This is a genomic window from Streptomyces sp. NPDC031049, from assembly GCF_055571015.1.
Genome location: NZ_JBVIGC010000012.1, coordinates 75650 through 89025, shown reverse-complemented (window position 1 = coordinate 89025; position 13376 = coordinate 75650). Strand labels below are relative to the sequence as shown.

At 73.4% G+C, this 13376-nt stretch carries 12 protein-coding genes; 5 read left to right on the top strand and 7 right to left on the bottom strand.

Annotated features, from left to right (window positions below; genetic code table 11):
• Positions 1-111: 111 nt before the first annotated feature.
• Positions 112-2340: a hypothetical protein gene (locus tag ACZ45Q_RS21130; RefSeq protein WP_468263470.1), complete on the top strand. Its 2229-nt coding sequence runs from the start codon at positions 112-114 to the stop codon at positions 2338-2340.
• A gap of 117 nt (positions 2341-2457) precedes the next feature.
• Positions 2458-2970, top strand: a complete 513-nt coding sequence (locus tag ACZ45Q_RS21125; RefSeq protein ID WP_468263467.1) for a DUF4396 domain-containing protein — start codon at positions 2458-2460, stop codon at positions 2968-2970.
• A 62-nt stretch (positions 2971-3032) separates the two neighbouring features.
• Here the strand turns inward: ACZ45Q_RS21125 and ACZ45Q_RS21120 are convergent, their stop codons facing one another.
• Both ACZ45Q_RS21120 and ACZ45Q_RS21115 read right to left on the bottom strand, forming a co-directional pair.
• Positions 3033-3443, bottom strand: coding sequence for a four-helix bundle copper-binding protein (locus ACZ45Q_RS21120; protein WP_468263464.1), 411 nt, complete (start codon positions 3441-3443; stop codon positions 3033-3035).
• Positions 3444-3590: 147 nt separating this feature from the next.
• Positions 3591-4139, bottom strand: coding sequence for a hypothetical protein (locus ACZ45Q_RS21115; RefSeq protein WP_468263462.1), 549 nt, complete (start codon positions 4137-4139; stop codon positions 3591-3593).
• A 479-nt stretch (positions 4140-4618) separates the two neighbouring features.
• On the opposite strand from ACZ45Q_RS21115, the gene ACZ45Q_RS21110 reads away from it, so the two are divergent.
• Together ACZ45Q_RS21110 and ACZ45Q_RS21105 are read left to right on the top strand one after the other, a co-directional pair.
• The gene (locus ACZ45Q_RS21110; RefSeq protein ID WP_468263459.1) at positions 4619-5911 is read left to right on the top strand and encodes a flavin-dependent oxidoreductase; all 1293 of its coding nucleotides are present in this window, start codon (positions 4619-4621) and stop codon (positions 5909-5911) included.
• A complete protein-coding gene (locus ACZ45Q_RS21105; protein WP_468263456.1) occupies positions 5884-6837 on the top strand; it encodes a hypothetical protein in 954 nt (317 codons plus the stop codon). The genes ACZ45Q_RS21110 and ACZ45Q_RS21105 overlap by 28 nt, the downstream gene beginning before the upstream one ends.
• Positions 6838-6921: 84 nt before the next feature.
• Here the strand turns inward: ACZ45Q_RS21105 and ACZ45Q_RS21100 are convergent, their stop codons facing one another.
• Entirely contained in the window at positions 6922-7644 is a 723-nt protein-coding gene (locus ACZ45Q_RS21100) for a S1 family peptidase (RefSeq protein ID WP_468263453.1), read from the bottom strand.
• A 242-nt stretch (positions 7645-7886) separates the two neighbouring features.
• Between ACZ45Q_RS21100 and ACZ45Q_RS21095 the strand changes: the two genes are divergently transcribed.
• Positions 7887-8273 carry a nuclear transport factor 2 family protein gene (locus ACZ45Q_RS21095; RefSeq protein WP_468263451.1) on the top strand — a complete coding sequence of 129 codons (387 nt, stop codon included), beginning with the start codon at positions 7887-7889 and terminating at the stop codon, positions 8271-8273.
• A gap of 117 nt (positions 8274-8390) precedes the next feature.
• Here ACZ45Q_RS21095 and argG read toward each other — a convergent pair whose 3' ends face one another.
• The 4 genes from argG to ACZ45Q_RS21075 all read right to left on the bottom strand — a co-directional run bounded on the left by argG (position 8391) and on the right by ACZ45Q_RS21075 (position 13365).
• A complete protein-coding gene (gene argG, locus ACZ45Q_RS21090) occupies positions 8391-9845 on the bottom strand; it encodes an argininosuccinate synthase (RefSeq protein ID WP_468263448.1) in 1455 nt (484 codons plus the stop codon).
• A 124-nt stretch (positions 9846-9969) separates the two neighbouring features.
• Positions 9970-10380 carry a PGPGW domain-containing protein gene (locus ACZ45Q_RS21085; RefSeq protein ID WP_468263446.1) on the bottom strand — a complete coding sequence of 137 codons (411 nt, stop codon included), beginning with the start codon at positions 10378-10380 and terminating at the stop codon, positions 9970-9972.
• Between the two features lie 128 nt (positions 10381-10508).
• Complete coding sequence (locus ACZ45Q_RS21080) at positions 10509-11438, bottom strand: TauD/TfdA dioxygenase family protein (protein WP_468263898.1); 930 nt, start codon at positions 11436-11438, stop codon at positions 10509-10511.
• Between the two features lie 337 nt (positions 11439-11775).
• Positions 11776-13365: a serine/threonine-protein kinase gene (locus tag ACZ45Q_RS21075; RefSeq protein ID WP_468263443.1), complete on the bottom strand. Its 1590-nt coding sequence runs from the start codon at positions 13363-13365 to the stop codon at positions 11776-11778.
• Positions 13366-13376 lie beyond the last annotated feature (11 nt).

Genomic DNA, 13376 nt, shown 5'->3' with positions numbered 1-13376 from the left:
CGCTACGCCCAACGGGGGCCGTCGGCACCCGTCGGACCGCCGACCGGCCCCGGCCGTGCGGCACGGCCCAGGTGATGGCCCCGCTCCGCCCGGTGCCCGAAGATGGGGACCATGCTGGGTCCGGCCCGTCACTCGACGTGGAAGCAGGTGGTGGTGTGGGTCCTGGCCGTGCTCAGCCTGACCGTGCTCGCCGCGGCCGCCGTCGTGCGCAACACGGTGCTGGACTCCGGCTTCTACGGGCGCGTCCTGGACGACGAGCGGGCCTACCAGCGCTTCTACGACGAGGTCCTCGTCGACCCGCACAGCGCACCGCTCGCCCGCGACCTGCTGGGGCGGCTCCCCGTACCGCAGTCGACCGTCACCTCCAACCTCAAGGTCGTGATCCCGCCGGAGACACTGCGGGCCATGGGGGACCGGCAGATCGCCGAGGTGATCCACTACCTGGAGGGCCACCGCGACAGGCTGCGGCTCACCGTCGACCTCGGGCCGCTCGTCGCCAACGTCGAACGGATCGGCCGGGCCTACTTCGCGGACGCCGTCGCCGCGATGCAGCGGCGGTCCGAACCCGACTTCCGGGCCTTCATGGAGCGGCTGGCGCAGATCGCGCAGCGACTGGCGGCCGGTGAGGACCCGCTGCTGGAGCTGCCGCCGTTGCCGCTGTCCGAGCGCCAGGCCCATGCCGCCGCCGAGGCGCTGCTGCGGCTCGTGCCGGACGGCGAGCGGGCCGGGGTCCGGGACACCGTGCGGGCCGCCTTCGGCCGCGGGGACGTGGTCGCCGCGGTGGCGGCGATCGCCCCGGTCTTCGTGTCCGACCGGGTGCGGGCCGCCGCGTCCGAGGTGATGCGGCAGGTCCGCGACGGGGAGTGGGTCGTCACCGTCGACTTGGGGCCCTCGCACGAAGTCGTGGCCGGACTGCACCGTGCACGCCAGGTGACGCGGCTGTTCCAGGAGGTGGTGGAGCCGGTCGCAGCGATGCTCTGCGCCGCCGCGCTCGGCCTGCTGTGGTACGCGGGCCCGGGGCCGACCACCCGCCGGCTGCTGCGGCTGGGCTGGGTGCCGGCCGCCGCCGCGTCGCTGAGCGCCCTGGCCGTGGCCGCGCTGCGCCTGCCGCTGGGCGGCGCGCTGTTCCGGGCGCCGCCGGACTGGTCGCCGACCGCCGCCGCGCTCATCGAGGACATCCAGGCCACCGCCCTGGACCGGCTGCTGTCCACGGCCACCGTCGTCGCCGTCATCCTGCTCGCCGCCGGGGCGCTGCTGATCGCCGTCGCCTGGGTGTGGGAGACCAGGCCCTCGGTGCCGGCCCTGTCCGACGCCCGTCGCGGCCTGGTCCTCACCGGCGCGGTGTCCGCCTGCGCGCTGGTCGGCACGGTGCTGGCACCGGCGCTGATGACGGGTTCCGCGCCGCGCATCTGCCAGGGCGGCTCCCGGCTGTGCGACGCCCGGTACGACGAGATCGCCCAGCTCGGCGCGCACAACGCGATGGCCACGACCGCGGACCGCTTCTTCGGCCCCCTCCAGGACCCGGACATCGTCGGGCAGCTGGACGCCGGGGTGCGGGTGCTGCTGCTCGACACGCACCACTGGGAGCGGCCCGAGGAGGTCGCGGACCGGCTGAGCGACTCCGACTTCGCGCCCGACCTGCGCGACCGGCTCACCAGCGTCCTGGAGCGGGTCAATCCGCCCCGCCCGGGGGTGTGGCTGTGCCACTCGGTCTGCGGCGCCGGCGCCCTGGAGTTCGGCGCCACCCTGCGGCAGATCGGCGACTGGCTGCGCGCCCACCCCACCGAGATCGTCACGCTGATCCTTCAGGACGGCGTCGGCCCCCGGGAGACCGAGCGCGCCTTCCGCCGGGCGGGGCTGGGCGAGCTGCTGTACGAGCCCGACCCGGACCCGGACCGGCCGTGGCCGAAGCTGAAGGACATGATCGACGACGGCCGGCGGCTGGTCGTCTTCGCCGAGAAGGCCGACGGGCCGGCGCCGTGGTACCGGAACTTCTACCGGTACGGCATGGAGACGCCGTTCGCCTTCCGCAGCCCCGACGAGATGACCTGCCTGCCGAACCGGGGCGGCAGCGACCGGCGGCTGTTCCTGCTCAACCACTTCATCACGGCCGGCGGCGGCCGGCGGCTGGACGCCGCCGCGGTCAACACCCGGCAGCGGGTGCTGGAGCGCGTCCGCGCCTGCGAGCAACTGCGCGGCGCGCCGGTCACCTTCATCGCCGTGGACTACGCGACGATCGGCGACGCCCGCGGCGCGGTCGACGTCCTGAACTCCCAGCGGCTGCGCGACGAGGGCGGCGCCTCCCCGGTACCGCAGGCACCGGGCACGCGGACGCCCTGAGGAACACCGGCGGGCGGCCGGCGCCTTCTCCGCGGTGCGGAATACCCCTAGGGGGTATATGGTTCATCCCGGTGGGGCTGTCACGGCCCCCACCGGAGGCGGAATGGGGATGAGGTCATGGACCACAGCGCGCACCACCTGGAGGCCCCGCACGGCCCCCACGGCCACGGCAAGCACTCCGGTGGCCACGGTCACGGCGCGTCCTGGCCGACGGCGGCCAAGGCGACGCTGCACTGCCTCACCGGGTGCGCCGTCGGCGAGATCCTCGGCATGGTCATCGGCACCGCGCTGCTGTGGGGCAACGTGCAGACCATGGTGCTGGCGATCGCGCTGGCGTTCCTCTTCGGCTACTCGTTCACCCTGTTCGCGGTCGTGCGCGCGGGGCTGTCCCTGAAGGCCGCGGTGAAGGTGGCGCTGGCCGCCGACACGGTCTCCATCGCGGTGATGGAACTGGTCGACAACGCCATCATCGCGCTGACGCCGGGCGCCATGGACGCCCATCTGTCGGACGGGCTGTTCTGGTCGGCGCTGCTCGGCGGGTTCGCCGTGGCGTTCGTGATCACCACGCCGGTCAACAAGTGGATGATCGGCCGCGGCAAGGGGCACGCCGTCGTCCACGCCTACCACTGACCGCCCCCGGCACGGCGCCGGGCGGCCCCTCGACGCACGAGGGACCGCCCGGCGCCGGTGTGTCATCCCAGTCCGGCGAGCAGGTCGTTGCAGGCCTGCTCGCAGCGCCGGCAGGCCTCGGCGCAGATCCGGCAGTGCTCGTGCATGTCGGCGTGGGCCGCGCACTCGTCACCGCAGGCCTTGCAGACCGTCGCGCAGGCCTGGAGGACGGCCCGCGTGACGTTGGCGTCGTAGCCGGTGTGCCGGGACAGCACGGACGCGGTGGCCTCGCAGACGTCGGCGCAGTCCATGTCGGTGCGAATGCACTTGGTCAGCTCGCCGACCATTCCCTCCGACAGACAGGCGTCCGCGCACGCGGTGCACGCCTGCGCGCAGGCGAGGCACTCCTCGATGCACCTGGCCATGGCCGCCCGGTCCACGTTGCCCAGGTCGGCCGGGTAGGTGCGGAGCATGTCGTTCACGGAAGTGGTCATGGGTCGCTCCTGTTCCTGACGCTGAGACCGCGACACGGGCGCGCCCGGCGCCCGCCGCCTGCCGGGTAACACCCGGCGCCCGCCCCAAACGGCCGGCGCCGGGCGATGCGGCCCGGCGCCCGCGTCCGCCGCCGCGCCCGGGACCGCTCAGGTCCGCGCTGCCACAGCTCTCTCCGGCGTGCGCCACGAAGGCGCCGTCACCGCGCCGGCCGGCCGCAGGACGGCCGAGGCGGAGTTGGCCCGCAGGGCGGCGTAGGAGCGTTCGACCTCCCGCTCCCGCACCGGCCGGGCCTCGGCGACGGCGGAGAGGTCACCGGCGCACTGCAACTCCCAGCGCGGGAAGCGGCGGCGCATGCGGGCGACCCGGTCGCCGGGCGCGAAGTACAGCATGGTGGTGTTCTCGTGCGGGTTGTGCGCGAACCCCTCGTAGACCATCTCGCCCGCGCTCTCCATCCGGTCCGCCAGGGCGGCGAGGTCGGCGGGCCGGGGCGCGTCGAGGAACAGGCCCACGTGGTTCTCGAAGCCGTGGGTGCGTTCCTCGTCGGCCACGTCCGGCCGGTATCCGGGACTCGACCACGGAAAGAGAAATATCTCCACCTCGGGACCGGGCTCCGATGTCACGCCGAGGCGTGTCACCAGTATTCGCACGTCGTCGGGCAGTCCGTACCGCTCGATGAGCCGTCGTTTCACCAGCACGCTCGGAATAGTCGCCGCTGCCCGCCAGCCATTTTCTGCGAAGTACCCCAGGGCTGCTTCTTCCGACGACGGGAACAGCAGTGTGGCACAGTGCGACACAATGCACTGACTTTTGATTTCCCGTTTCAGCGCGCCTGGCATCCAGGGCGGCAGAAGCTCCTCAAGTGGGCTCCCGGACGCGTGACGTGCGTAGTCAACGGCATGCTGGAGGCGCTGGATGTCGCACGCGCCGAACGCCACGTGATTCATGTCGCAGCCTTTCTGTTGCCGACTCTCAATTGAAAGCACGTAACCCGTTAGGCGGCACTCGGGTCTGGGCCGATCGGGTGATGCGGATGATTCTCCGGCGCTCATACGAGAGATCGTTCCGGGCTGCGTTTGCGCCGTTTCCCGGGCTCCCGCATTTTTGGGGGAAGACTGCCGAAAGGTTGTTGAAAATGCTGCCACACAGCGGAAAGAATTCTCCCCGAATTCTGATCGTGGGCGCCGGCATCGGAGGGCTGACGACCGCGCTCAGCCTCCACGCCGCCGGCCTGGAGGACGTCGTGGTCCTGGAGGGCAGCCGACGGCTGCGCGCCGTGGGCGCGGGCATCAATCTCCAGCCCGCCGCCGTGCGGGAGCTGACGGAGCTGGGCCTGGGCGAGGAACTCGCCGCGGAGGCCGTGGCCACGGCCCGGCTGGAGTACCACCACCGCTACGGCGGCATGATCTGGTCGGAGCCGCGCGGCCGGGCGGCCGGGTACCGCTGGCCGCAGTACTCCGTGCACCGCGCCCGCCTCCAGGCGCTCCTGCTGCGCGAGGTGACCCGGCGCCTGGGCCCCGGAACGGTCCGCACGGGCCGGCGGCTGACCGGCTACGAGCAGGACGGCGGCGACGTCCGAGGGCGGCGCGTGCGGGCCCACGTGGCCGGGGAGCCCACCCCCTACGCCTGCGACCTGCTCGTCGGCGCCGACGGCGTCAACTCCGCCGTGCGGTCCGTGATGTACCCCCGCGAGGGGCCGCCGATCTGGAACGGCATCTGCATGTGGCGCGGGCTGAGCCGGCAGCCGCCCTTCCTGGACGGGCGCACCATGGTGATCATCGGCTGCAACTCCCGGGTGAAGGCCGTGGTCTACCCGGTCTCGCCCCCCGACGCGACCGGCCGTTGCACGCTGAACTGGGTGGTGGAGACCCGCGAGGCCGCCGACCCGCGCAGGGTCCCGCCCGCCGACTGGGAGTGCGCGGCCGCCCCCGGCGCCGTCCTGCCGCACCTCGCCGGCTGGCGGGTGCCCTTCCTCGACCTGCACGGGACCATCGCCGCGGCACCGCGCGTGCTGCGCTATCCGATGATCGACCGCGACCCGCTGCCCGGCTGGACCGACGGCCGTGTCGTCCTGCTCGGGGACGCCGCCCACCCGCTGTACCCCACCGGGTCCAACGGGGCGTCCCAGGCGATCGTGGACGCGCGCGTGCTGGCCTACCAGCTCGCCCACCACGACGACGTCGAGGAGGCGCTGCTGCGCTACGACGCGACGCGGCGCCCGGAGACGACACGGCTGCTGGACGCGCACCGGCGGCTGGAGCCCGACCCGCTGCTCCGTCGGGTGGAGATCCTTGCCCCGGACGGCTTCTCCGACATTCGCCAGGTGCTGTCGGAGCACAGGCTGGCGGACATCAGGTCCTGCACGCGCAAGGTCACCGGCGTGGACGCTGCGGGGCTCAACGCACGCTCCTCCTGGAGCGTCCCGGCACGAAGGACGGACGCATGCGCCTGGTCCACTCCCTCGCCCTGACCTCGGCCGCCCTGCTGCTCGCGGCCCTGCCGGGCGCGGGCGGGCAGCCCCGTCCCGGCCCGGACCGGCACGCCGCTTCCGGCGCCCCCGCCTCCGCCGACGACAGGGGGGCGCGCGACGAGCACGTCGTCTACGGCCCGGCGCAGCGCCTCGGCGACGGACACATCCGCGTCTTCCACGAGGACGCCGGCGACCGCCCCGGCTCCCTGGGCGTCGTCCTGACGGCCTCCGCCCTGTCCGGACTGCCGACCGCCCCCACGGACGGAGAGCACTGCGTGGACGCGGACGGCGACGGTGCCGTCCACCCCTCCCACGAGTGCGTCGGCGGTCACGGCCTGGAACTGTCCCTGCCCGGGGAGCCGGCCCGGCCCGCCGGCGACCCCGGGCTGCCCTTCCGGTGGGTCCTGTTCAACTGGAACCCCGAAGGCCACATGCCGCACGGCCGTTACGACGTGCCCCACTTCGACGTGCACTTCTACCTCGTGCCCCGCGAGACCCGCGACGCCATCCGGCTCGGCCGCTGCGCGCTGCTCATCGACTGCGACCAGCTCGCCACGGCCGCCGAGCCGGTGCCGGCCGCGTACCTCCCCGAGGGCTATCCGGCCGCCAGCCCCGAGACGGCGGAGGGCGCGATGGGCGCCCACCTGGACAGCCGGCCTCCGACCACCGGGCCGCTGACCGGCCACACCTTCATCTACGGCGCCTACGGGGGCGACATCGTCTTCATGGAGCCGATGCTCACCAAGGCGTTCCTGGAAGGGCTGCGCACCGCCGAACCGCACCACGCCTGCTCCCCGGTGCCCCAGCCGCGCGCCTGGCGCGTCCCCGGCTGGTACCCGGCCCGCTACTGCATGGCCTACCGGCCGTCCCGCGACGACTACACGATCACGCTCGCGGACTTCGTCCTCAGCGGCACCGCGCGCTGAGCGCCGGGACGCCGAGGGACGCCGAGGGCCCCTCAGCCCGGCGCGGACGAGGGGCCCGGTCCCCTGCATGGGGAAGGGAGTGGATCAGACGCCGGCGACCGACTGGATCCAGGAGCGGTACGCCGTGACGTTGGTGTACGCCGTGGTCGTCTGCCGGTCGCTGGTGGAGGCGACGCCCACCTGGATGCCGTTCGCCATCATCGGGCCGCCGGAGTCACCGCCGGCCGTGATGCCGTCGCCGCGGCGGGCGCAGATCGCGGAGCCGCCGTAGGCGTCACCGCAGCCTCCGGTGACCGTGACGTTGGCCACCTTCAGGTACGGGGACTGGCAGTTGATCTCCGATCCGCACCGCGAGGTGGCGCCCCAGCCGTAGACCTGCACGGTCTGGCCGACCCGCACCGAGCCGGGCTGCCCGAGGCGGGCGTAGGTCGCCGACACCGAACGGTCGAGACGGACGAGCGCCAGGTCCGAGCCGTGGGTGTAGGTCTGCACGCCGTTGGCGACGGTGCCGCCGCTGTGCTGGTACAGGCTCCCGATGCGGAAGGACAGTCCGCCGCCGGTGACACAGTGCTTGGCGGTGAGGATCCACGTCGGGGCGATGATCGTCGCGGAACAGGTCTCTCTGCCGTTCGAGAACAGCCGTGCGGCCCACGGTGCGTTGGTCGCCGGGGCCCCGCCGATGATGGGCTGCGGCGCCTTGGTGCCCTGGCCTCCCGGGCCCGTGGCCGCGGCGGCCGAGGGGACGAGCAGGGCCAGGACGGAGGCCGCCGCTGCGGCGAGAGCGAGCAAGAGCCTTGATATGCGCAAGGTTCCTCGATTCGGGGAGACACGCCGGGTGGGCGTGTGGGTGTGGGGGTTGCGGCCCGAAGACCGCGTGCACGGCGAACACCCGTACGTGACACGGGAGTTCGCTGTGAACACCGCTCAGAATCCCAGAGGAGGGCGCGAGGGAGGTACTAGCTCTTGGCCATAACGCGGTGCTATCACCGGCACCGGCGCGGGGGAAATCCGCTTGCGGCGCAGGGAGCGCAGGCGGTGACGATACGTCCATGGACGATGTGCAGGAGGAGGTCGCCCAGGCGATCGCGGGCGAGCTGCGGCTCATGGATCCGGCGGTCCGCGGTTCACGGGAACGCGCCGCGCCGCTGCTGGACCCGGAGTTCGTGGAGGTCGGCGGCTCGGGCCGGCGGTGGACGTACGAGCAGATGCTCGCCGAACTGCCCGGGCATCCCGGCAGTGCGGCGGATGGCCCCCGCTACCGGCCCTCGGACATCCGGGGCGTACGACTCGCCCCGGGCCTGGTGCACCTGACCTTCGAGACCGTGCTCGGCGAGGTGCGGACCCGGCACAGCTCCCTCTGGCGCAAGGCGGAAGGGGCGGCGGGCTGGCGGATGTACTACCACCAGGCCACGCGGGTGCCGCCCGGCGTGGAGTAGCGGCGGGCTCGTCCCGCGCCGGACGAGCGGCGGGCCGGTCCCGCACCGGATGAGCGGCGGGCCGGTTCCGTGCCGAGCGGCACGGAACCGGCCCGATGTCTCAGGGGCCGCCCGGGGTCAGTCGTTGCCGGACTCCATGGCGGCTCGGTCCAGCAGCTGGTCCTCCTGCGAGACCTCGCCGCGCGAGGCGATGGCCTCGGCACCGCCCTGCGGCATCTCCGGCATGGTCCCGATCAGCCCGGCGGCCGCCGCCTGGGCCGCGCCGACGGCCGCGCCGCTGGTGCCGATGAGACCGAGGCCCGCGTACTGCTCCAGCTTGGCGCGGGAGTCGGCGATGTCCAGGTTGCGCATGGTGAGCTGGCCGATCCGGTCGACCGGGCCGAACGCGGAGTCCTCCGTGCGCTCCATCGACAGCTTGTCCGGGTGGTAGCTGAACGCCGGGCCCGTGGTGTCGAGGATCGAGTAGTCCTCGCCGCGCCGCAGCCGCAGGGTCACCTCACCGGTGACGGCCGCGCCGACCCAGCGCTGGAGCGACTCGCGGATCATCAGGGCCTGCGGGTCCAGCCAGCGGCCCTCGTACATGAGCCGGCCCAGCCGCCGTCCCTCGATGTGGTACTGCGCGAGGGTGTCCTCGTTGTGGATGGCGTTGACCAGACGCTCGTAGGCCGCGTGCAGCAGGGCCATGCCGGGTGCCTCGTAGATGCCCCGGCTCTTGGCCTCGATGATCCGGTTCTCGATCTGGTCGGACATCCCGAGGCCGTGCCGGCCGCCGATGGCGTTGGCCTCCATCACCAGCTCGACCGGCGAGGAGAACTCCTTGCCGTTGATGGTGACCGGACGGCCCTGCTCGAAGCCGATCGTCACGTCCTCGGCGGCGATCTCGACCGACGGGTCCCAGAACCGCACGCCCATGATGGGCTCCACCGTCTCGACGCCGGTGTCCAGGTGCTCCAGCGTCTTGGCCTCGTGGGTGGCGCCCCAGATGTTGGCGTCGGTGGAGTAGGCCTTCTCCGTGCTGTCGCGGTAGGGGAGGCCGTGGGCCAGCAGCCACTCCGACATCTCCTTGCGGCCGCCCAGCTCGGTCACGAAGGCCGCGTCCAGCCAGGGCTTGTAGATCCGCAGGTGCGGGTTGGCCAGCAGGCCGTACCGGTAGAAGCGCTCGATGTCGTTGCCCTTGAAGGTGGAGCCGTCGCCCCAGATCTGGACGTCGTCCTCGAGCATCGCCCGGACCAGCAGCGTGCCGGTGACGGCACGGCCGAGCGGCGTGGTGTTGAAGTAGGCGCGCCCGCCGGAACGGATGTGGAACGCCCCGCAGGTGAGCGCGGCCAGGCCTTCCTCGACCAGCGCGGCGCGGCAGTCGATCAGGCGTGCGATCTCGGCGCCGTACGTCTTCGCGCGACCGGGCACCGACGCGATGTCGGGCTCGTCGTACTGGCCGATGTCGGCCGTGTACGTACACGGGACGGCACCCTTGTCACGCATCCACGCGACCGCGACAGAGGTGTCGAGGCCGCCGGAGAAGGCGATGCCGACGCGTTCGCCGGAGGGGAGGGAAGTGAGAACCTTGGACACAGGAAGAGTATGCAGCCTCTCGCATGATCATGCAAACCCGTATTCCGGCCGGGCCGGCCGGACGTGCCCGGGACCCCCGGACGTGCCCGGGACGCCTGGTCGAGGTCGACGACGGCCGGGCCGCTCACTGCACCCGGTCGCGCCGTGTGCCGAGCCTGCGCCGGCTCCACACCAGGAGGGCCAGCAGCAGGAAGCCGGAGACGATCAGCCCGGAGGCCGTGGCCCAGCCGGCGAGGGGCAGGCCCGGGACGACCCCCCAGACGACGCCCGCGGCCAGCAGGGCCGCGACGGTGAGCAGGGAGCCCGTCAGGCGCAGCGGCGACGAGACGCTCTCCTCGGCGGCGCTCATCGCCCGCTCCCGCACCGGATCGACGTAGCGGGCCAGGGCGGGGAACTGCCCGGAGAGGATCAGCAGACCGGCGAACACCAGGAGCAGGCCGGGACCGGGCAGGACCAGCAGCGCGGCACCGATCAGCAGCAGCGCCGCGCCCGTCACCAGCGAGACCACCCGGCTCACCGGTTTCGTCCCCTTCACCCGTCCTCCTCGGCCGATCGCGGTCCGCCCCGGCCGATTCCCGTGGCTGTCCGGCGGGGCACCCGTCATGGGTACCCCGCCTCGCCGGGGAAGCGGCCCCCGGCACCGCAGGATCACACGGCCGTGGGCTACCTCGGCCGGTCCCCGGCGATGGCGACGCGTTCGGCGACGCGCCGCCGGCCGGCGTAGTCGTTCACGGCGTAGTGCTGGGTGGCGCGGTTGTCCCAGAACGCGATGTCGCCGGGCTGCCAGCGGAACCGCACCTGGTACTCGGGTACGTGGGCCTGCTGGAACAGCATCCGCAGCAGCCGGTCGCTCTCGTCGCGGTCCATGCCGACGATGCGGGTGGTGAAGGACGTGTTGACGAACAGCATCCGGCGGCCGGTGACGGGATGGGTACGGACGACGGGGTGCTCCACCGGCGGGAAGAGGTCCTGGAACGGGGCGAGCCGCTCCGGCCCGTAGAAGCGGGCGAAGCCCGGGATGAAGTCGTGCACCGCACGGGCGCCGTCGATGCGGTCCTTCACGTGCCGCGGGAGGTTGTCGTAGGCGGCGGCCATGTCGGCCCACATCGTGTCCCCGCCGAACTGCGGCACCTCCCGGAGCTGGAGGACGGCGCCGAGGGCGGGGCGTTCGCGGAAGGTGACGTCGGTGTGCCAGACGTTCTCGAAGGTCCGGACGTCGGTGGCGCCCTTGTCGAAGCGGACGACGTCCTCGCTGGACCCCATGGCCAGCAGGGGGTTGGTCTCCAGCTCGCCCCAGTTCCGGGCGAAGGCCCGCTGCTGGTCGGAGGTGAGGTGCTGGGAGCGGAAGAACAGCACCTTCCACTCCAGCAGCGCACGGTCGAGTTCCTCGTACAGGGCGGGGGTGAGCGGCTGCGCGAGGTCGACTCCGCGGATCTCGGCGCCGATGGTGCGGGCCTGCGGGATCACCTCGAACAGTTCGTAGGGCCGTTCCTCCCAGTCCTCCGGCACCCGGCGCAGGATGCGCGGTCCCTCGTAGAGCCCGTCACCCGGGATCTGTGCGGCGCGGAGGACGGTTGCCGGTGCGGTGTCCATGGCGGTCATGTGTCCCTCTCCCTCGACGGCCTGGTCGGGCCGTGTGCGGATACGGTCGCGTCGGCGGCCCGCACGTCAGGTGCGTCGGTGAGGAAGAAGTGCTCCGTGGCGTGCCGCCGCGCAGAGGCTCCGACGCCCTCGGGGGCGGCGGGCAGTCGGCTCAACGGCGATCGGTCATCGACCGGAGCGCTCACACCCGGTTCGGTCGGGGCAACGCGAGAGCCCCGTAGTCGAGTCGAACCAGGCGGTGGTCATGGACCGATTGTGTGATCTTGGATCGGCCGCTGTCAACAGGCCGCAGCGCCGGCCGGTGCCCCGCCGGCCGGCGCCCTGCCCGTCAGTCGTTCCTCGTGCAGCGCCCCGTGGGGTTCGCGGCCGGCGGGCGGCACTGGAGAGCCGCGTCGGCCGGGTCGCGGCTCAGATAGCGCCCGATGCACGTGTTCGCCGTGGTACGGCCGTACTCGGCACAGTGGTCCAGGGCGGCACGGCCGTCGGCGAACGGGCCCGGCGCGTAGATCACCCAGTACCCGGGGCGCAGTGAGGCGTAGTCGTCGCTGCGGAGCAGCCGGGCCTCCGGCACGGTCGCCCGGACCCGGGCGAGCCGCCGGTCCCGGGCCGCCGTGCCGGAGGACACCGGCTCGGAGTACAGCTGCGCGATCCAGCGGCCCGCCAGGTCCTGGCCGTCCGGGTTCCGGCCGCCCGGGCGCGAGCTGTCCGGGCCCGGGCTGTCGGGGTTCCGGCCGTCCGGCGCCGTGCCGTCGTTCGCGCCGGGGGCGGGGCCCGGTGCGGACGCGGCCGGTGTGCCCGTCGCCGGGGCCGTGGCGGTCGCCGTGGCCGTCACCGTCGTGGCCCCCTTCGCCGGGCCGGCTGCCGCACCGCCGCCGTCGCCCGCGCCCCTCGACGGCAGGTACAGGGCGACCGCCGCCGCGGCGACCGCGGCGACGCCGACACCGGCGAGAAGGGCCCGGCGCGCACGCCGGGGCGCCGCCGGGACCGCCGGTACGTCCGGCCGGGTGGGCGTCGGCGCGGGCCCCGGCGGGGCGGGGACCGGCCAAGGCGCGGGCGGCGCCGCCGGCGCGGGCGTGGACAGGGCCGTCGCCGTCGGCTGGTCCCACCGTGCCGCGGTGCCCGCCTCCACCTCGGCGAGCATGGCGTCCAGCCGGGCGGCGTCCGGACGGGCCGCCGGGTCACGGACCAGCAGCGCCGTGAGGGCGGGGGCCAGCGGTCCGGAGCGCATCGGCGGCGGCACCGGCTCGTCGATGACCGCCGCGAGCGTGGCGAGCGTCGTCGCGCGGCGCAGCGGGTTCGCGCCCTCGACGCACACGTACAGCACCAGGCCGAGGGACCACAGGTCGGAGGCCGGGTCGTCGTCCCGGCCCCGGATGCGCTCCGGGGCCATGTACTCGGGCGATCCGACGAGTTCGCCGGTGGCCGTGAGCCCGGTCGCGCCGTGCAGCGCCGCGATCCCGAAGTCGGTGAGGACCGCCTCGCCGTCGGCGCGCAGCAGGATGTTGGCGGGCTTGACGTCGCGGTGGCGGACGCCCGCCGCGTGCGCGACACGCAGCGCCGACAGCACCTGACGGCCGATACGCGCCGCCTCCTGTGCCGTCAACGGGCCCTGGCTCAGGCGCTCTTGCAGGGAAAGCCCGTGGATCAGCTCCATGACGATCCACGGGTGGGGTTCCATCTCGATGATCTGATGCACCGTCACCACGTGGGGGTGGCTCAGCCGGGCCAGCGCTCGGGCCTCCCGCAGGACCCGCTCGCGCACCGCGTCCGTGGCCTCCGCGTCCGGACGTACGGCCTTGAGCGCGACCTGTCGTTGCAGCACGGTGTCGCGGGCCCGCCACACCGTGCCCATGCCTCCGCTGCCCAGCCGTTCCACCAGCTCGAAACGCCCGTCGATCATGTCCCCCGGTGACTGCATGGGCACAGCCT

Excerpts from the sequence above, each read along its gene's own strand:
- ACZ45Q_RS21120 (WP_468263464.1), bottom strand. The coding sequence starts at position 3,443 with ATGACCACTTCCGTGAACGACATGCTCCGCACCTACCCGGCCGACCTG.
- ACZ45Q_RS21105 (WP_468263456.1), top strand. The coding sequence starts at position 5,884 with ATGCGCCTGGTCCACTCCCTCGCCCTGACCTCGGCCGCCCTGCTGCTC.
- ACZ45Q_RS21075 (WP_468263443.1), bottom strand. The coding sequence starts at position 13,365 with ATGCAGTCACCGGGGGACATGATCGACGGGCGTTTCGAGCTGGTGGAA.
- ACZ45Q_RS21125 (WP_468263467.1), top strand. The coding sequence starts at position 2,458 with ATGGACCACAGCGCGCACCACCTGGAGGCCCCGCACGGCCCCCACGGC.
- ACZ45Q_RS21130 (WP_468263470.1), top strand. The coding sequence starts at position 112 with ATGCTGGGTCCGGCCCGTCACTCGACGTGGAAGCAGGTGGTGGTGTGG.
- ACZ45Q_RS21095 (WP_468263451.1), top strand. The coding sequence starts at position 7,887 with ATGGACGATGTGCAGGAGGAGGTCGCCCAGGCGATCGCGGGCGAGCTG.
- ACZ45Q_RS21080 (WP_468263898.1), bottom strand. The coding sequence starts at position 11,438 with ATGGACACCGCACCGGCAACCGTCCTCCGCGCCGCACAGATCCCGGGT.